14 protein-coding genes are annotated in these 17832 nt (G+C 73.1%); 4 read left to right on the forward strand and 10 right to left on the reverse strand.

Annotated elements, in window-relative coordinates:
- From JJJ15_RS01200 to JJJ15_RS01225, 6 genes are all read right to left on the reverse strand, one after another.
- Positions 1–2106 carry a hypothetical protein gene (locus JJJ15_RS01200; protein WP_200511161.1) on the reverse strand — a complete coding sequence of 702 codons (2106 nt, stop codon included), beginning with the start codon at positions 2104–2106 and terminating at the stop codon, positions 1–3.
- Positions 2107–2115: 9 nt separating this feature from the next.
- A complete protein-coding gene (pafA, locus tag JJJ15_RS01205) occupies positions 2116–3501 on the reverse strand; it encodes a Pup--protein ligase (RefSeq protein ID WP_246742211.1) in 1386 nt (461 codons plus the stop codon).
- A 71-nt stretch (positions 3502–3572) separates the two neighbouring features.
- Positions 3573–3752, reverse strand: a complete 180-nt coding sequence (locus JJJ15_RS01210) for a ubiquitin-like protein Pup (RefSeq protein ID WP_106109174.1) — start codon at positions 3750–3752, stop codon at positions 3573–3575.
- A gap of 69 nt (positions 3753–3821) precedes the next feature.
- Entirely contained in the window at positions 3822–5588 is a 1767-nt protein-coding gene (locus JJJ15_RS01215; protein WP_106109175.1) for a proteasome accessory factor PafA2 family protein, read from the reverse strand.
- Positions 5585–7369, reverse strand: a complete 1785-nt coding sequence (arc, locus tag JJJ15_RS01220) for a proteasome ATPase (RefSeq protein ID WP_246742212.1) — start codon at positions 7367–7369, stop codon at positions 5585–5587. The genes JJJ15_RS01215 and arc overlap by 4 nt, the downstream gene beginning before the upstream one ends.
- Positions 7370–7517: 148 nt before the next feature.
- A complete protein-coding gene (locus JJJ15_RS01225; protein WP_200511164.1) occupies positions 7518–8741 on the reverse strand; it encodes a tRNA (adenine-N1)-methyltransferase in 1224 nt (407 codons plus the stop codon).
- 1371 nt (positions 8742–10112) lie between these two features.
- Between JJJ15_RS01225 and JJJ15_RS01230 the strand changes: the two genes are divergently transcribed.
- Positions 10113–10250 (forward strand): hypothetical protein, encoded by a 138-nt coding sequence (locus JJJ15_RS01230; protein ID WP_200511165.1) that lies wholly within the window; start codon positions 10113–10115, stop codon positions 10248–10250.
- Here JJJ15_RS01230 and JJJ15_RS01235 read toward each other — a convergent pair.
- Entirely contained in the window at positions 10247–11020 is a 774-nt protein-coding gene (locus JJJ15_RS01235; protein ID WP_200511166.1) for a hypothetical protein, read from the reverse strand. The two genes, JJJ15_RS01230 and JJJ15_RS01235, sit on opposite strands and share 4 nt — an antisense overlap.
- 377 nt (positions 11021–11397) lie before the next feature.
- Positions 11398–12525, reverse strand: a complete 1128-nt coding sequence (locus JJJ15_RS01240) for a site-2 protease family protein (protein WP_200511167.1) — start codon at positions 12523–12525, stop codon at positions 11398–11400.
- 257 nt (positions 12526–12782) lie between these two features.
- Here JJJ15_RS01240 and JJJ15_RS01245 point away from each other — a divergent pair, with 257 nt between their 5' ends.
- Positions 12783–13826: a PD-(D/E)XK nuclease family protein gene (locus JJJ15_RS01245; protein WP_200511168.1), complete on the forward strand. Its 1044-nt coding sequence runs from the start codon at positions 12783–12785 to the stop codon at positions 13824–13826.
- Between the two features lie 104 nt (positions 13827–13930).
- On the forward strand, positions 13931–14911 hold the full coding sequence (locus JJJ15_RS01250) for an aldo/keto reductase (RefSeq protein WP_200511169.1): 981 nt from the start codon (positions 13931–13933) through the stop codon (positions 14909–14911).
- Between the two features lie 180 nt (positions 14912–15091).
- Here JJJ15_RS01250 and JJJ15_RS01255 read toward each other — a convergent pair whose 3' ends face one another.
- Entirely contained in the window at positions 15092–15442 is a 351-nt protein-coding gene (locus JJJ15_RS01255; protein WP_200511170.1) for a DNA primase, read from the reverse strand.
- Positions 15443–15561: 119 nt separating this feature from the next.
- Positions 15562–16659 (reverse strand): FAD-dependent oxidoreductase, encoded by a 1098-nt coding sequence (locus JJJ15_RS01260; RefSeq protein WP_200511171.1) that lies wholly within the window; start codon positions 16657–16659, stop codon positions 15562–15564.
- A 554-nt stretch (positions 16660–17213) separates the two neighbouring features.
- On the opposite strand from JJJ15_RS01260, the gene JJJ15_RS01265 reads away from it, so the two are divergent.
- Positions 17214–17774, forward strand: coding sequence for a septum formation family protein (locus tag JJJ15_RS01265; RefSeq protein ID WP_200511172.1), 561 nt, complete (start codon positions 17214–17216; stop codon positions 17772–17774).
- Positions 17775–17832 lie beyond the last annotated feature (58 nt).

Genomic DNA, 17832 nt, shown 5'->3' on the forward strand with positions numbered 1-17832 from the left:
TCAGCGGGTGGGAGGGGTGGAGGGGGTGGCCCCCTCAGCGGGGGCGCTGGGAGTGGCGGAGCCCCGGGGGGTGCCCGTGGCGCCCTCGCCGCCCTCGGCGACGGCCAGGACGTCGATGACCACCGCCACGGGCTGGTCGCCCCGGGCCTGGTCGGCCGGCAGCGAGAGGATGACGCGGCTGCCGACCGGGATGTCCAGCAGGTGCTGGGCGATCCCCGCCATGGTGGAGGCCATGTTGATGGTGCCCGGGACGGTGGTGGTGCCGTAGGTCGAGGACAGGACGGAGTCGTCCGCCCAGCCGACGGTGGTGTAGCGGGCCACGATGGTGTCCGAGGCGGTGACCTGGGGGCCGTCCCCCTGGACGACCACGGTGGCGCTGGAGCGGGTGGGGGTGGGCAGCCCCGCCGCCGAGACCGCCATGCAGCCGTCCTGGCCCAGGGTGGCCGACGGCGTGCCCACCGGGGCGTCCAGCTCCTGGCCGGTGGCGGTGGTCGGCAGGACGTCGACCACCGTGACCTCCTCGGTGAGCCCATCGCTGCCGCTGACCGGGGCCCGTACGACGATCCGGGAGCCCTCGGTCTGCCCGGTGACGGCACCGCTGAGGACCTCCCCGAGGGTGGTGGGCTCCACGCGCCCGGCGTGCAGGCGGTGGCCTGACCTGGTCCCGGTGGTGTTGGCGCCGTCGCGGCCCGAGAAGGTGGACACCGACAGCAGGACGGCGTCCCCGGCGTTGACGGTACGGCCCTGGCCGGTAATGAGCCTGTCGGTGACGACGCCCCCGGCGGGCTCCAGCTGCCCCTTGAGGGAGATAATGGGCGTCGAGCCGAGCCGACCGGCTACCTCCAGGACGTCCTGGAGGGGGGCGTCGGCCGGTACGGTGGCCGTCGGGGCGGACAGGTTGGTGGCCCCCGGCGCCGGGCCGCCGGTCAGCGTACGGCTCAGGTAGACCGGGACCACGACGATCGCCAGGACGACGACGACGGCCAGGGCCCAGGCCACCCGGCCCCGGGGCCGGGGACGACCCAGGGTGGCCCCGATCGCGCGCTGCGCCCCGGTCGCCGTCGGGGGCTCGGAGCCGGAGCGGGCCGCGGACGGCCTGGCGGGGGTCCTGCCGGCGGGCGAGGCCGTCACGGGCGCCCCGGCACCACGCCGGGTGCCGCCCGTACCGACGCCCGGGCGCCCGGGCGCCACCCCTCCGCTCCTGCGGGTGGCGGGGCCCGCGGTACGCCGGATACCGGTCGGTGAGGTCTCGGCCCTGGCAGGGCGGGTAGCAGGGCCCGCAGCGCGGTGCGTACCGGTCGGGGTGTCAGCCCTCGTAGTACGTTGAGTACCAGATCGCGGCGTACTTGCCTTTCCGGTATGGTGCGTACCGGTGCGTGGTGTATCAGCCCTGACGATTCTTTGAATACCTGTCGGTGAGGTCTGGGTATTAGCGGTGTTGCGGGTGTCGGTCGTGGAGGTGTCAGCCCGCCCGGTGCGAGCGGCCGGGGCGGTGCGGCGCGGGCCGGTGCCACCAGGTGTGCCGGGGGTCCCGGTCGGCGGGGTCTGGGCCCTGCCGGGGCGGGCCGGGGGCGCGGTGCGGTGGGTGCCGGTCGTGGGCTCTGTGCTGCTGACGCGGGTGCTGCGGCTGCCGGCCCTGTAGGTGCCGGCGGCCCAGATGGTGCTCGGGTCGGCGTCGGTCACGCTGGGCAGGCCGGCTCGTGGGCTGCTAGGGGGTGCTGTGGTGCGGCGCGCGCCGCCGGGTGGGGTCTGGGCCCTGCCGGGGCGCGCCCGGGAGGAGGAGGCGTGGGCGGTCGGGCTGGCCTCCTGGTGGGGACGCGCCGTCCGGGAGCCTGTGGGCGGTGCGCCGGCGGACCGGGGCCCTGCCGGGGCGCGCCCGGGAGGGGGCGGCGCGCCCGGGCCGGCGGGGCCGGCGGGGGCGGCGGGGGCGGAGCCGCTCAGGGAGGGCCAGGAGGGGGCCGGGAGGCGGGGCCCTACGGCCCCACCCTGGGGGGGCCGGTGCCCCTGGTCCTGGCCCCGGTCCTGCTGGCGGGACAGGGGGAGCCAGGGCAGGAGGTCGTCACCGGTCCCGCCGTCCTGCGGCGTGCCGCTGGTGCGCTTGTCCATCATCCTCCCTCACAGACCTGCCGGGAGGCTACCAGCCTCGTCCATGGCCGCGATAAGGGAGTCCACCCGCTCGTCGTGGCTCGCAAAGGGGTCACGCAGGGCGATGGCGGGGGTGCGCCCGTCGTCGAGCCTGAGGTTGACCCAGTCCACGCTCAGGTCACGGCGCAGCTCACGGGCCCGGGCCACCACCCGGCCGCGCAGGTGGGCCCGGGTGGTGGCCGGCGGGGTGGTCACGGCCCGGCGGGCAGCCTCCTCGGGGACGTAGCGGCGCAGCAGGCCGCCCGCCTCCAGCCGGGCCCGCAGCCCGTCGGCCGAGACGTCGTGGTAGGCCAGGGCCAGGCGGGCCAGACGGGGGTCGTCCAGCTCCGCCCCGGCCCGCTCGGCGTAGCGCTCCAGGAGCCGGTACTTGGCGGCCCAGTCCAGCTCGGTGGCCACGGCGCCCACGTCCCCGGCGCGCAGGGCCTCCAGGCCCCGCTCCCACAGGTCCAGGGCGGCGCGCTGCAGGGCGGTGAGATCCAGGTTGGCGGCGTGGGCGCGCACCCGCTCCAGGTGCTCGCCCTGGAGGTCGACGGGGGTGATGGTCCGGCCGTCGGCGCGTTCCAGGGCCACGGTGCCGCTCAGGTCGTGGCAGGTCTCGCGGATGGCGCGCATGGGCTCGGCCAGGGCCAGGTCCCCCAGGTCCCCGCCCTCCTCCAGGTAGTCCAGGAGCAGGTCCATGGCGGCGACCTTGAGCAGCGTGGCGCCCTGGGCGATGTTGGAGTCCCCCACGATGACGTGCATACGGCGGTAGCGCTCGGCGTCGGCGTGGGGCTCGTCACGGGTGTTGATCAGGGGCCGGGAGCGGGTGGTGGCGCTGGAGACGGCGTCGTGCATCTGGTCGGCGCGCTGGGAGAAGACGTAGCGGGGCCGATAGCGGGGGCCAGCGGGCACGACGTGCCCGGAGCCCACCAGGATCTGGCGGGTGACCAGGTGGGGCACCAGGGTGCGGGCGTCGTTCCAGAAGTCGCCCCGACGCCGGACCAGGTAGTTCTCGTGGCACCCGAACCCCGCGCCCCGGGCGTCGAGGTTGTTCTTGAACAGGTGTATGCGACCCGGGACCCCGGCGGCGGCCAAGCGGGCGTTGGCCTGCCCGGCCAGGTCCGCCATGGTGATCTCCCCGGCCCGGTCCTGGGCCAGGACGTCCTCCAGACGGTCGCACTCGGCGGTGGCGAACTCGGGGTGGCTGCCGACGTCCAGGTAGAGGCGGGCCCCACCGGGGGTGAAGACGTTGGAGGAGCGCCCCGCCTGGATGAGGGGCTCGAACAGCTCCCGGGCCGCGTGGTCGGCGTCCAGGGGCGGGGGCCCTCCGGTGGTGGAGGCGCAGGTGATGCCGTACTCGGTCTCAATGCCGACAATGCGTCGGGCGCTGGGGCGCGGGCCGGTACCGGCAGGCCGAGGGGTGCCGGCCGGCTGCGCGGTGTCGGTGCTCACTGGCCGCCCTTCTGGACGAAGCCCTGGACGAAGGCGGCCGCATTGGCCTCCAGGACGGCGTCGATCTCGTCAAGGACGTCGTCCACGCCGCTGACCTGGGTCTGGGCGGCGCCACCCGCCTGCGGGCCCTCCTCCGGGCCGGGCACGGGCTGGACCTGCTGCTGGGTGGTGGCCATGGTCGTCTCCTCGTCTCAGGGCCTGGGGGCCGCTCCCCGGCGGTCGGGCTGCCCCCGCCGGGCCTGGCGCTAGTGTCCCCCCTGGGGGCCCAGGGCCCCAATCGTAGCGGCGATCCGCTCGGCCTCCCCCGAGGTGAGCGCGACACCACCGGGCAGGGGGACGCGCAGGAGGTCGGCGACCCCGGGCACGTCCAGCACGAGACCGGTCCAGGAGGCGGCCACGACGCGCGGGTCGGTGGCCACGGCGCGTCCGCGCACGACGGCGCGCGTGCCCCGGGGAGGCGTGTCGGCCGCGGCCGCGACCTCCTGGGGGGCGGCCAGGCGCCGGACGTGCCCGGCGGCGTCCAGCCGGTCCACCACGCCGGCACGACGCAGGTCCGCCCACTGGATGTCCAGGGCGGCCAGGCGCGGGTCCTCCCAGCTGGTGCCGGAGCGCGCGCGCAGGCCCTCGCACAGGCGCATCTTGGCCACCCACTCCACCAGGGGCGCGGCGGCGGCCCCCGCCTGCCCGCGCACCCCCTCGGCGGCCACGGCGTCCAGGACGTCCAGGACCTCGCCCCACACATCCAGGGCCCGGGCGGTCTCGGGCCCGACCTGGTCAGCCCGGGTACCGCCGTGGTCGGCCTCCAGGGCGCCGGTGACGGCCTCCAGGTAGGCCCGTTGGACGTCCAGGGCGGTCATGGGGCCGCGGGCGGTGGCCAGGGAGTAGGTCAGGGTGGTGTCGCGGGACGCCGCCCAGTGCTCCTCGACCGGGTCCCCTCTCAGGCGCAGCCCCGCCAGGTCCCCCAGGCCCTCGCCGCGGGCCTGCGCCCGCTCCAGGTACCACAGGAGCAGGCTCGTGGAGGCGACCTTGAGGTAGATGGGCACGTCAAAGCGGTTGGCGTCACCGTTGATGACGTGGAGGCGCCGGAACCGGGCGGCATCGGCGTGGGGCTCGTCACGGGTGTTGACAATGGGCCGGTTGAAGGTGGTCTGCAGCCCGATCTCGCAGCCGACGTAGTCGGCCCGCTGGCTGACCTGGAAGCCGGGGCGCTCGGAGCGCTGCCCGACCCCCACGCGCCCGGCCCCCACCATGACGGGGCGGGTCACCAGGAAGGGGACGAGGGCCGCGGCCACGCGGGCGAAGGGGACGGCGCGCTCCAGGAGGTAGTTCTCGTGGGAACCGTAGGCCGCCCCCTTACCGTCCACGTTGTTCTTGTACAGGACCACCTCCGGGCCGCCGTCACGGGCCAGGGCCGTCATGGCCCGGCGGGCGACCTCCTCCCCGGCACGGTCCCAGACCAGGGCGTCACGGGGGGTCAGGACCTCCGGGGAGGAGTACTCGGGGTGGGCGTGGTCCACGTACAGGCGCGCCCCGCTGGTCAGGACCACGGCGGTGGCACGCGGCAGGGCGGCCTCGGCGGCGCCGGGCCGGGGGCGGGTCCCCCACGGCGCGCCCGGCAGCTCCGCCCCGGCCTGCCGGGCGTGCGCCGGTGTGCCGACCGGGCGGTCCCCCCGGCCGGTGCCCCCGGTGGCGGGGACGTGCGGGGCGTCCCCGGCCGGCGCGGGTACGTCGGGGTCGTCGGTCAGGAGGCTGGGGTGGGCGCTGGCACGGTCGAGCCGTCCGCCACGCTGGTCGGCCAGAGGGTCCTCCCCCTCGTAGTCCCAGGCCACCGGACGCGCCCCGGGCAGGCCGGGGCGGGAGCGGAGGGCGTAGGCGCGGACCAGCTGGCTGGCCAGGACCACGGAGTTGGCGTAGGCGTTCCCGGGCTGGGTGATCCCGTACTCGGTCTCCAGCCCCACGGGACGGGTGACGGCCTCCCGGGGCCCGGGGACCCCCTGGGGCGGACGGCTCATGGGGTGCCTCCTGTCGTCGTAGGGACGGGGTCCGGGACGGCTGACGGCGCGCACCGGGCCGGGTGCGCGGGCACGCCGGGACCCGCGGCCCCCGTGGGGCGGGGGCGCAGGCGGCGTACGGAGCTCACCGGGGCGCCGCGGCGGCCGACCACACGCGCCCAGCCCTCCGGCGTCGTGGCCCCGGTGAGCTCCTCGCTCATGGCCGTCTCCTGCCTGAGCGCCTCCAGCAGGCGGGGCGTGGACAGACCCCCCGGCCCCCCGGCCAGCTCGTCCTTGATGGCCAGGGTCTTGGCCCGCGCCACCACGGCGGCCAGCATGGCGCCGCTGGCGATGTCGGCCAGGTGCAGGACCTGCGTGCCCCCGGCGGCGTCGCTGGCCTCCAGGACCGCCGTGTCCGGGGTACGGGCGTACAGGGCGGCCACGACGGCCGTGCGCATGGCCTGCGCGGCGGCCTGCCGGTCGCCGTCGGCCGCGGCGAGCTCAGCCGGGTCCAGGGGGAGGTCGGCCGTCAGGTGCCTGGCCAGGATGTCCAGGGCCGCCTCGGCGTCGGGCCGGCCGACGTAGATCCGCACGTCCAGGCGGCCGGGGCGCAGGACGGCGGGGTCGATCATGTCCTCACGGTTGGAGGCGCCAATGACCACCACGTTGCGCAGGGACTCCACGCCGTCGATCTCGGCCAGCACCTGGGGGACGACCGTGGTCTCCACGTCACTGGACACGCCGCTGCCGCGGGTACGGAACAGGGCCTCCATCTCGTCGAAGAAGACCACGACAGGACGGTCCTCGGCACTGACCCTGCGGGCCTGGGTGAAGATGGCCCGGATCTGGCGCTCGGTCTCCCCCACGAACTTGCTGAGCAGCTCAGGCCCCTTGATATTGAGGAAGGCGGCCGACGGCGCCCCCCGACCCAGTGAGCGCGCCAGGGAGGTGGCCACGGCCTTGGCGATGAGGGTCTTGCCGGTGCCGGGCGGGCCGTACAGGAGCAGGCCCCTGGGGGCGGACAGGCCGTAGGAGCGGTAGAGCCCGGGGTGGGCGAAGGGCAGCTCCAGGGCGTCACGGACGGCCCGGATCTGGGGGGCCAGGCCGCCGATGTCCTCCCAGGAGACGTCAGGGGCCTCGGCGACGACGAGCTGCTCCACGCTGGTGCGCGCCACCGCCCCGGTGGCGACCCCGGCCCGCAGGTCGGCGGTCAGGGTGGTGCCCGGGGCCAGGGGGTCCACGCCGGGGGCAGCTGGGGCCACCGCACCGCCCTCCGCAGCCGCGCCTTCCGCATCCGGGGCCACCACGCCGCCCTGGCCCGCGCGGGCGTCCACGAGGCCGTCGGCCAGACGCAGCACGCGGGTGGCTCCCCCACCGGTGGTCACCAGGACGTGGCGCGCGTCCAGGCGCTCGTCGAGGGTGACGGCCTCACCGGTCACGGGCTCAGGCAGGACGTCCACGACGAGCATCTGGTCGTTGACGGCCACCTGCTGGCCCACGCGCAGCCCCCCGGACTCCAGGGCCGGGTGCAGGCGCGGGTGGAGGCCCAGGAGCATGGTCCGGCCGCCGAGGTGGACCTCGACCTCGTGGGAGGCCCCGGCATGGCGGGCCTGGGAGTCCTCCCGGCCGCTGCGACGGGCTACGGGGACGTCCGTGAGCAGGCCCAGGGTGACCGGGGGGAAGGTGACGGCGTCGAGCTGGGCCCCGAGCTCGGCCAGGCGCTCGCGGGCGGTGGCCAGGGCGGCCGCGAGGCGCTCGTTCTTGGCGGCCAGGCTCACGGCCTGCGCCCGGGCCTCACGCAGCTGGTGGCTGGCAAAGCTCGGCGAGGGCGTCCTGGGTGCGGGCGGGGGCCCCGCGGAGGCGTCGGCCTGCCCGGCCCCTGGCGGTCCCGCGGCGCCGGGAGCGGGGGTGAGCGGCCCGTGGGGGCCCTGCCCGTGGGGGCCCCGGGGCTCAGTCACCGGTACCACCGATAGGCTGCCCGCCCGGCTGGCCGGGTGGGGTCCCCGCCCCGGCGGCGCCCCCTCCAGCCGCCTCCGGGGCCGGCCCCAGGGCTGGCCCCGGCACGCTCTCCGCGGCGCCCGGTACGTTCCCCTCAGCGCCCTGGGGAGGCAGGCCGGGCAGGACGGGGGTGGCGTCCTCGGGCTGCCTGGCACGGCAGTCGCGCAGGACACGGCGGACCTTCCTGTCGGTGGCGGTGCGCTCCCCCACGTCCTGGGGCTCCCAGTAGCCGGCCTCGTCGTAGGCGCCGCGGGCCGGTGGGCGCCTACGGGTCAGGGGACCGGACCCGGCGGCCAGGCGGCGGGCGGTGACCAGGAAGCCGGTGTGGGCGACCATGCGGTGGTCGGGGCGCACGGCCAGGCCGTCGACGTTCCAGGTGCGCACCAGGGACTCCCAGGACTCGGGCTCGGTGAACAGGCCGCTGTGCCGCAGCGCCTCGACGGTGCGCGAGAGCTGGGTGACGGTGGCCACGTAGGCCAGGAACACGCCCCCGGGGGCCAGGGCGCGTGCGGAGGCGGGCACGTTCTCCCAGGGGGCGAGCATGTCCAGGACCACCCGGTCGATGCTGCCGGGCTCCATGCGGGCGGCCACCAGCGCGAACTCCCCGGTGCGCAGATCCCAGGCGGGGTGGTGGCCCCCGAACCAGGCGTCCACGTTGGAGGCGGCAATGGCGGCGAAGTCCTCACGGCGCTCCACGGAGACCAGGTGGCCCTGTGGCCCGACGGCGCCCAGCAGGCTCATGGTCAGGGCCCCGGAGCCGACCCCGGCCTCCAGGACGCGGGCGCCGGGGAAGATGTCACCCATGGCGACCACCTGCCCGGCGTCCTTGGCGTAGACCACCTGGGCGCCTCGCGGCATGGACAGGACGTAGTCGGCCAGGAGGGGGCGCAGCAGGAGCAGCTCGTGACCGGTGTCGGTGGTCAGCACCGTGCCCTCCTCCAGGCCGACGACGTCACGGTGGTAGAAGCTGCCGCGCTGGGACTGGAAGTAGCCACGGGGGTCCAGGACGAAGGTGTTCTTACGGCCCTTGGTGTCGGTGACCTGGACGCGCTCGCCGTAGCGCAGGGGGCCGCGCCGGCCCGCCTGCCCCAGGACCGCCTGGCTGAGGTGGCGGGGCGGGAGCTCGGGGGCGGTATCGGATGGGGCGGAGGGAGCGCTGGTGCTGGTCTGGCTCATCACCGGCAGTCTAGGCGGGACCGCGGTGCGCCCGCCGCGCGTACCGGCTACGGACGGTGAGCGCCACCGTGTCGCCTGGGTGGGAGCGGTGTCCGCCGCGCGTACCGGGCCCCTGGCAGGTCATGGAGGGCCTGGACTCCCTACTCCGTTCGCCCACCGCGCGTACCGGGTACAGCCCCCGGGCGCACCGCCTACATACCCGCCGCGCGTATTGGGTCCATGGACGCCAGTGACGACGTCGAGCTCGGTGGCCAAGGGTCCCGTGGTGGCTACCAACGAGGCCCCGGGGCTCACCGAGACCGGCTCACCGGCGGAGGCGGACGGCACCCGTGAGGGGATGCCGCAGGTGCCGGGGAACCTGATCTACAGCACGGGCAGGATCTGGTTGTGGACTTGTTCTGGTCGTGCGTGTGCCGGAGTGTGGAGGCCGGTGGCGGGTCGTCAGCCGGAGTTGCACATTCTTTTTACAAACCGCGATCAGTAAACGGCGGGGCCACGCGGATCTACCCGGCAAACCAGGGCCCGGAAACAGGATGAATGTGCAACGGCGCCCGAGTTGCACATTCATCCTGTCCCCGGACGCCCCCCGGGGCGGGAAACCGTTGGAACCACGCCACTGACCCCACCAGGACCCCGGGATGAATGTGCAACACGACCCCACGCCACCAGCAGGCACCACGACCTCCCGCCCGACGGCGACCACCCCCGCCCCCACACGACCTGCACACCGCCTGAACCCGGAAGCAAACACCCTGCGCCCCGACCCCTACAGGACGACACGACCAGCAGGCACCCCGATGAGACCGACCCCGATACCCCACCTCCGACCCCACCCACCAGACCTCTAACCCTGATCACGCCACAGGAGGCCACCTCGTGAGACCAGGCCAGAGACGGCCCTCCCGGCAAAGAGGACCGGCGGGGCGTCTAGGGAAACATTTTGTGCACAAGGTAACCGATTGCGCAGAAAACGACCTGGATTCGTTACCTTCTGCGCAAAACGTCACCCTGTGCACAAAATGTCCCGCCCCGCACAAAACGTCCCCCCACACCACCCTCACCCGCGCGGACGGCCACGCCCCTTCCTCTCACCGGTGGGGTCCCAGGCCACACCACCCTCACCCGCGCGACCAGGAGCCCCGACCCCCGCAAACAGGCCCTATCCCGTCCACGCCAGGGGGACCAGAACGGCGCGGGACACTCCCCGACCTGCTCCTGGGAACCGCGTGGTTGCAACATTTCCAGAGGTTGGATCGTCACCGGCCCTGCCGGGACCCTAGGATGAATGTGCGACACAGCCTCCGCACCACCAGCAGGCACCCGGCACCGGTGCCTACGTACCCGCCGCGCGTATTGGGTCCCTGGACGCCAGTGACGACGCCGAGCTCGGTGGCCAACGGTCCCGTGGCGGCTACCAACGAGGCCCCGGAGCCCACCGAGACCGACTCGCTGGTGGAGATGGACGGCACCCGTGAGGGGATGCCGCAGGCGCCGGGGAACCTGATCTAGTACCCGATCACGTCTTTCTCAACCTCACGAACCACGTCGTCATGAATCTCAGACACCGCAATACGGTACGCAGCGTTCAAACGGGGGTTGAAGACACCCAGATTCTTAACCCTCGCAAACTCCGGGGCACCCGAGTGCAGTCCCATGAGCCAGTACATGAGCAGCTGGAGCGTATGGTCCTTGGTGGGCCCCTTGACCGATACCTTGAAGTCCCAGATAGTGTCGCTTGTGAGGAAGTCCCCATCACCGGCCGTCACCAGGTCCGTATAGCCTCCCGGGAACGTGAACCCGTCAGCGACGACCGGACCGTACTGACGGAAGAAGGTGGTAGAGCGCTCGACCATGGTCAGGATGTGGTCAGTTGTCACCTTGTCCGGCGTCGTAACAGCGTCCGGCCTGTACCACATCGGCCCGACCCGATAGGCGACGTCGAACCCTGAGAGCCAGCAGGCTGACGCTACCGCCCAAGCGTTCACCTTGCCAGCGACAAAGCCATCCACCTTGCGCCCGGCCTGTGCGAACGCCTCCGCACCCACGTTAATAGCCCCTAGAAGCGGAACCCTGAAGACGTCACGCGGCTCCGAGCCGTTGGCCAGGCGCGACAGGTAGTCTACCGCCATCCCCACCAGGGAAGAGTGGATGTTCTCAACCCTGTGATCAAGTGGCGAGGGCTGGCCGTCGTCGAAGGAGGTTACCTCCATGGTACGCGGGTTAACGTACCCCCCGCGAGGCTGCTTGACCTCCTTGACTCGACGAGTGACTGTCGTCATCTTAAGATCCTTCCTAATTACCAGTTAGCCGCCGACACGCGACGGAAAACATGCCCATAGAAAGGGCGCAAACAACACTTAACAAACTGCGAGCCCGCATTAGCGACCTCGCTGCCAGACAAGTGTACACGCACCCTCGCCACAATGCAAGCGCTCTTCTCGGGCGCGGATTACGAGCAACCTTCCTAAGACCCTGCATGTGGTTCTGGTCACTACAATCTGGTTCCGGGCAGCGATGAGCAGGGAGCCAGGGTTCGTGTGCTGAGGCCACCTGTCCGCATGGCCGTGGGCAGACGTAGATCCTGGAGACGGGGTCACGCACCCCCGACTGAGGCGTCAGCGAGCGGCCACCACGAGCGGGGCGGTGGGCCACCAGCTCAGCGGGCCCCGGTGGGGACAGCCCCGCACAGGTTGCCGTTCTCCACCAGGAGCAGCCAGCGGGAGACGGCGCGCGCCGCCCTGAGGGCCTGGGCGGCCTGGGCCCCGCCCAGTGACGTCGTCACCGCCGCGGCGGGCAGCACCCGGCAGATCTGGGAGGCCAGGGCCTCCCCTCCCCCGGCCGGATCCTCCAGCCCCGTCTCCGCCAGGCCCGCGGCGTCAATGGTGCCCAGCAGGCGTCCTGACTCAACCACCACGACCACCGCCATGCCCGAGGCGAGGCACTGGCGTACCTCCGCTACCGGGGCCGAGGCCGCGACCACCGCCACGGGACGGCACAGGCGGCGCAGGTCCAGCCTGGCTGCCGCCCGGGCGCCGCTCCCCAGGCCCAGCACCCGCCAGCTGGAGCCCAGGATGGACCACAGGACCAGGACGACGATCATGAGGTTGAGGGCCTGGGGCCGGGCACCTCTGAGGAGCAGGGGCTCCAGGATCCAGTACCAGATGACGCCCACGCTGACCAGGACGCCTCCCCAGGCAGCGACCTTCTGCCCCAGGGCCGTCCGTCCGGTGACCTGGGCGACCAGGGCAGCAAGAGCGTGCCCCCCGTCGAGCGGGAGCGCGGGGAGGACATTGAAGACGGCCAGGGCCAGGTTCACCCAGGCCAGGGCCAGGGCGACCACGAAGAGGGTCTCGGAGCCGACCGCACCGACGGGGTGCAGGAACACCCGGTCCAGCATTAGCCAGAGCAGGGCGTTGGTGGCCGGCCCGGCCAGCGTGGTCAGGATCTCCTTCCACGGTGCCCAGTGCCCCACGGCACCGAAACTGGTCCGGCCGCCCCACAGGTAGAGCTCGTAGCGTGTGGGACGGCGCCCCAGCAGCGTCCCGGTCAGGCCGTGGGCGAGCTCGTGGAGGAGCACGGACAGGGCGACGCCGACCACCGTCGCCAGGACGACGCCCAGGACGGTGGCGATACCGAGGTCACCCAGGACGCTGTCGACCACCGGGTACCAGGTCCCGGCGAGCACGAGGCCCAGGAGTGCTGAGGTGGGTGCCACGACGATAGGGGTGCCGCCGATCCGCCCCAGGACCCAGCCGCTGCTGCGCGCAGGGGAGACAGAAGACATGGGCCCGAGCCTAGTAGGTCAGAAGTCCGTGCCCGCGCAGCGGGTGCGGGCGGGTCCAGGCCGCCCCGCCGGGCATGAGCGGTCCGGGAGTTCCAGCCCCGTGCTCGCGCTCAACGCCAGGCCGCCCCGCCGGGCACGGGCGGTCCCGACCGGGACGGTAAAAGGCCGCGCGTTTCCCAGATCATGGTGGCGCCTCTGACAACGGCGTCCAAGACCACCTCACCACACGTGTCGGTGCCACGCGATAGCGTCCGGGCATGGATCCTCAGCCTCGCCCGCCCGCCCCGCAGGCCGCCACCGGCTCCGTCCCTGGCGGTGGCCGACCCGCCGTCGCGCCCCACCTGGACGCCCGGGGCGGGTCCGGGGCACCCGGCAGACCGCCCGCCACCCCTGCGGCACCCCTCGGCACCACCGGGCCATCTGGTGAGACGACCCACCGCCCGCGCCCCACGGGCCCCGGCGGGGTCCACCGGCGCAGGGACCCGCGCCGTTCCGCCCTGTCCCCCTCGCGCGCCAAGGACTTTATGCAGTGCCCGCTGCTCTTCCGCCTGCGCACCGTGGACGGCCTGAGCGAGCCCGGCTCCCTGGCCACCCACAAGGGCACCCTGGTCCACGCCGTCCTGGAACGCCTCTACGACCTCCCCCCGGAGCAGCGCTGCCCCCAGGCCGCCCTGGACCTGCTGCCCGGCCAGTGGGATACCCACCAGGCCAAGAACCCCGAGGTCATGGGCCTCTTCAAGGATCCCGGGCAGGTCGAGACCTGGCTGGAGGAGGCCCGTACCCTCATTGGCACCTACTTCCGCATGGAGAACCCCCGGCGGCTCGCCCCCGCCGAGCGTGAGCTCCTCGTCCAGACCGAGACCAGCAGCGGGCTCCTGCTGCGCGGCTTCGTGGACCGCCTGGACGTGGCCCCCGACGGGGCCATGCGGGTGGTGGACTACAAGACCGGCAAGTCCCCCTCCCCGCGATTCCAGGACGAGGCGCTGTTCCAGATGCGCTTCTACGGGCTGGTCCTGTGGCGCCTGCGTGGCCGCGCCCCAGCCCGCCTCCAGCTGCTCTACCTCCGGGACGGACGCACCCTGACCCACGACCCCTGCCTGGGCGAGCTCCAGGCCACCGAGGAGAGGGTCGAGCGCCTGTGGGCGGAGATCGCCCGCTGCGCATCCACCGGTGACTTTCGTCCCAGGCGCACTCCCCTGTGCGGCTGGTGCGCCTTCCAGGCCCACTGCCCGCTCTTTGGCGGCACCCCACCACGGATCCCGGCCGACGGCGTCGCCCGCCTGCTGACCGCGCACGCCTGAGACCGACCACGGCGCGGGGCAGTCCCCCGGCCCGGGGCCCGCGCCGGCGCCGGCCTCCCGCGTGGTGCGCCCCGACGCCCGCGACCAGCCTCTACGGTGGGATCATGGAGCACAGGAGACTTGGGCACACGGGGCTGCGGGTGTCCGCCGTAGGGCTGGGGACCATGACCTGGGGGCGGGACACCGACGAGCAGGAGGCTGCCGACCAGCTCGACGTCTTCCTGGACGCCGGGGGGACCCTGCTGGACACGGCCGCCTCCTACGGCGAGGGCCTGTCGGAGACCACTATCGGGACCCTCCTGCGCGAGCACGTGGAGCGCCAGGACGTGGTCCTGATCTCCAAGGCCGGTATCCGTACCTGGCGCACCGGGGCCCGGGCCAGTGCCGCGGACGCCTCCCGAGGCACCCTGCTGGACACGCTGGACGCGAGCCTGAGCCGCCTGGGCACGGACCACCTGGATCTCTGGCTGGTCCAGGTGCCCGACCGCACGACCCCCCTGGAGGAGACCGTCCACGCCCTGTGCCTGGCCGTGTCCTCCGGGCGGACCCGCTACGTGGGTCTGTCCAACCACCCGACCTGGGCCAGCGTCCACGCCTTCGACCTGCTCCGGGACGGACTCCAGGGGCCGGGGATGGCCGCCGTCGAGGTCGAGCACTCCCTGCTGACCCGGGGTATTGAGCGCGAGCTCGTACCGGCCGCCCAGACCCTGGGCTTCGGGGTGATCGGCTACGCGCCGTTGGGGCGCGGGGTGCTCACCGGAAAGTACCGGGCCTCCACCCCTCCGGACTCCCGTGCGGCCTCCCCCCACCTGCGCTCCTACGTCTCCGCCTACCTGGGCGAGGACTCCCGGGGCGTGGTGGAGGCGGTGGCGACGGCGGCCGCGGGCCTGGACCGTAAGCCGGTGGAGGTGGCCCTGGCGTGGGCACGTGACGCCCCCGGGGTGTCGGCCACCATCTTGGGGGCCCGCACCCCCGCCCAGCTGCGTGGCGCCCTGGCGGTCGAGGACCTCACCCTGCCGGTCCAGATCCGTCACGCCCTCAACGAGATCACCGCCCCGACCCTGGGCTACCCGGAGCGGTTCTGAGGGGCCGCTCTGAGGGGCCGCGGGACAGCGCCCGAGACGCGACGTCAGGCGCGGCGCACCGGGGGGCGGTCGGGCGCCAAGGCCCCGCCACCCGTGGTGGCGTACGCCGAGGGGGCGGCTACCTGCGGGCGGGCCTCAGCCGCGCCGCGAGCGGACCGGCAGTGCCCTGGGGCCCGGCCCTCAGCGACGGGAGGCGTCGTCCTCGGCGCCATCATCCTCGTCGTCGTAGTCGTCGTCCTCCTCGTAGTCCCCGTCGTCCTCGTCCTCGTCGTCGTAGTCGTCGTCCTCGTCATAGTCGTCGTCATCGTCGTCGTAGTCGTCGTCCTCCTCATCAGCGTCAAAGGTGTCGAAAGGAAGCTCGATACCATAGGCGGTGAACAGGACGTCGTCGTAGGCGATAAAGGCGTCCTGGAGGGCGCTCTCAGCCGCGACCACGGCCGGGGAGCGGTCGTCCCCGGTCACGGCCGCGTCCAGGTGCGCCTCAAGGGCGGCAATGAGTCGGTTGAGCGCGGACCGCGGGTCGTTCGTCATGGGTAACAGCCTACCGGTTTTGGTGACCTGCCACGCACCCGGGACCGGCCAGCCCGCCGGGGCCCCCGGGACACGGGGCGGGGCTGCCTGCCGCACACACGGACGTGCCCGGGCTGCCCTCAGACCCTGTCGGCCCCCAGCTGCTCCCTGACGAAGCCCAGGTAGAGGTCCTGGCCCTTGAGACGGGTCGTCTCCTCGGCGCCCACCACCACGCGCACGCCGTCGCGCAGCACCTGGGAGGCGCCGCCGTCGGGGCCCAGGGGCAGGACGACCAGCTCGGGCCGGGGGGCGTAGGTGTGGGTGGGCTCGGCCCCGGAGACGACCTGGGCGATATTGGCCGCCACCACCTCGGCGTGGGCGCGGGCGGCGTCGGCCCGCTTGGACTCGCGTACGTCCGTAATGTCGCCGACGGCCCAGACGCCGGGGTGGTCCACCACGCGCAGGTGGTCGTCCACGCGGATGGTGCCGTCGTAGTGGCGGATCTCGTCGTAGCCCTCACCGAGGTAGCCGGTGGCCGCGGCCGAGCCGTAGGCCCGGAACCACACGTCGGCCTCCAGACGGCGCCCGGAGGCGGTGGCGACCCTGAAGGGCGACAGGACGCCCACGTCCACCGGGGGCAGGTAGGCCAGGTGGTCGCCGGTTATGACCTGCACCCCGCGCTCGGCCAGCTGGGCCTCGATCGCGCCACGCAGCTCGGGGGCGTAGTCCCCGGTGGGCAGGATGCGCTCACAGGCCTCCAGGAGGATCACCTCGGTACGGGGGAAGGCGGAGGTGATCTCCCCGGCGAGCTCAATGCCCACGGCACCGGCCCCCACAATGAGGACGCGCCCGGCGTGCTCCAGGTTGGCGTGGGCGCGCTCAATACGGGCCTTGGCGATCACGGCCGAGGACTCCAGGTGCTTGGCCGGGAAGGGGTAGGCGGTGCCCGTGGCCAGGACGAGCTGGTCGGCCTCCAGGCGGCCGACGCCGGGGACCTGGACACTGGTCCCCTCGACGCCCAGGACGGTGCCGTGGACCACCCGGCCACGGGCCAGGAGGTTGTCGTAGGGGATGAAGATGCGCTCGGCGAAGTCGCGGTCGACGGCGGCGCGCAGGGCCCCGGCGTGGTTGACGAACATGTCCTTCTGCTCGACGAGCGTGACCTCGGCAATGGGGTCGAGGGCCTTGGCGACGGTAATGCCGCCGTAGCCGCCGCCGACGATGGTGACACGAACCATGGCTGTCCTCTCGGGTGGTGGGGATCTGACTCAGGGTGGCCACGGGCCCAGCACTGCGACGGGCCGGGGACGGTCCTGGCCCCAGGCTAGTCCGACGCCGCACCCCTACCAGACACCACCAGAATGGGACCTTAGTCTCACTACTGACACGCGGACGACCCGCCAGCTGGGCGCTCCGTGCCCGCTACTGCGGGGCCGCACGGCTGCGGGCCGTGGTGGTCGACGTCGGACGCCAGGGAGCGGGCCGCACACCCGCAGAGCCACGCACCCGCACGGCAGCACACCCGCGGGGCCGCCTCCTGGGTCCAAGGCGCCAAGGGCGATGCCCTGCGGGAGCGCCCCCGCCTTCCCCGGCCAACAGGAGCAGGCAATGGTTCCTGACAGGGCGATAATCTCTCCCTAACCAATATGACACAACCTATTCACCCTGTTTTAACAAGACCGAAACATACCTATTGGCACAGCCTCATTTCTTGATGAGTCTCCGTATGTCACCTATAATGACTTCTGTCTCCTTCAAGCACCAAGGGTGAACCCCTGAGAGAAAGCCTGTCATGACGACCGCCAGCACCCGACCCAGGATCGTCCTTCTCAGCAATGACGCGGGAGGCGTCGCCCTCCGGCTCGTCCCGGTCCTGGTGCTCGCGGCCTGCCTCAGCACCTCCTCGTGCTCCACCCGGGGCGACCAGGCCACCGCCACCAGCCCCCCGATGCCCGTCGCTCCGACCACGCTGGACATCTCTGGTGCGAGCGGGGACCCTGACGCCTTCTACCAGGCCGAGGAGGGGTCGTGCTGGACGGAGGCCACCACGGAGACCTCCCCCAGCCAGGTACCCTGCGACCAGCCTCACCGCATGGAGGTGTTCAAGACGTGGGAGATGGACGAGTCCGGGACCTACGACCAGACCGCGTCCAGCAAGACCGCCCAGGACACCTGCACGGTGGCCGCCGCCGGGTACTCCATGAAGGACTACGACAAGAACGGCGTCAGCGTCTCCTCCGTCTTCCCCACCCGGGAGACCTGGGAGTCCTCCCACACCCACCGCTACCTGTGCGCCTGGGAGTTCGACGAGGACGTGACCGGCACCTTCAAGGAGACCCGCAGGACCAGCTGAGAACATTGTTCGCGCTTAGCCCAGGACCCTACGCACTGGAGGCCTCCCCTGGGCGGCT

This window comes from Actinomyces sp. HMT897 (genome assembly GCF_016626125.1).
Lineage (GTDB): Bacteria > Actinomycetota > Actinomycetes > Actinomycetales > Actinomycetaceae > Actinomyces.

Excerpts from the sequence above, each read along its gene's own strand:
- JJJ15_RS01235 (WP_200511166.1), bottom strand. The coding sequence starts at position 11,020 with ATGACGACAGTCACTCGTCGAGTCAAGGAGGTCAAGCAGCCTCGCGGG.
- JJJ15_RS01260 (WP_200511171.1), bottom strand. The coding sequence starts at position 16,659 with ATGGTTCGTGTCACCATCGTCGGCGGCGGCTACGGCGGCATTACCGTC.
- JJJ15_RS01200 (WP_200511161.1), bottom strand. The coding sequence starts at position 2,106 with ATGGACAAGCGCACCAGCGGCACGCCGCAGGACGGCGGGACCGGTGAC.
- JJJ15_RS01245 (WP_200511168.1), top strand. The coding sequence starts at position 12,783 with ATGGATCCTCAGCCTCGCCCGCCCGCCCCGCAGGCCGCCACCGGCTCC.
- JJJ15_RS01240 (WP_200511167.1), bottom strand. The coding sequence starts at position 12,525 with ATGTCTTCTGTCTCCCCTGCGCGCAGCAGCGGCTGGGTCCTGGGGCGG.
- JJJ15_RS01215 (WP_106109175.1), bottom strand. The coding sequence starts at position 5,588 with ATGAGCCGTCCGCCCCAGGGGGTCCCCGGGCCCCGGGAGGCCGTCACC.
- JJJ15_RS01250 (WP_200511169.1), top strand. The coding sequence starts at position 13,931 with ATGGAGCACAGGAGACTTGGGCACACGGGGCTGCGGGTGTCCGCCGTA.
- JJJ15_RS01255 (WP_200511170.1), bottom strand. The coding sequence starts at position 15,442 with ATGACGAACGACCCGCGGTCCGCGCTCAACCGACTCATTGCCGCCCTT.
- JJJ15_RS01210 (WP_106109174.1), bottom strand. The coding sequence starts at position 3,752 with ATGGCCACCACCCAGCAGCAGGTCCAGCCCGTGCCCGGCCCGGAGGAG.
- JJJ15_RS01225 (WP_200511164.1), bottom strand. The coding sequence starts at position 8,741 with ATGAGCCAGACCAGCACCAGCGCTCCCTCCGCCCCATCCGATACCGCC.
- JJJ15_RS01265 (WP_200511172.1), top strand. The coding sequence starts at position 17,214 with ATGACGACCGCCAGCACCCGACCCAGGATCGTCCTTCTCAGCAATGAC.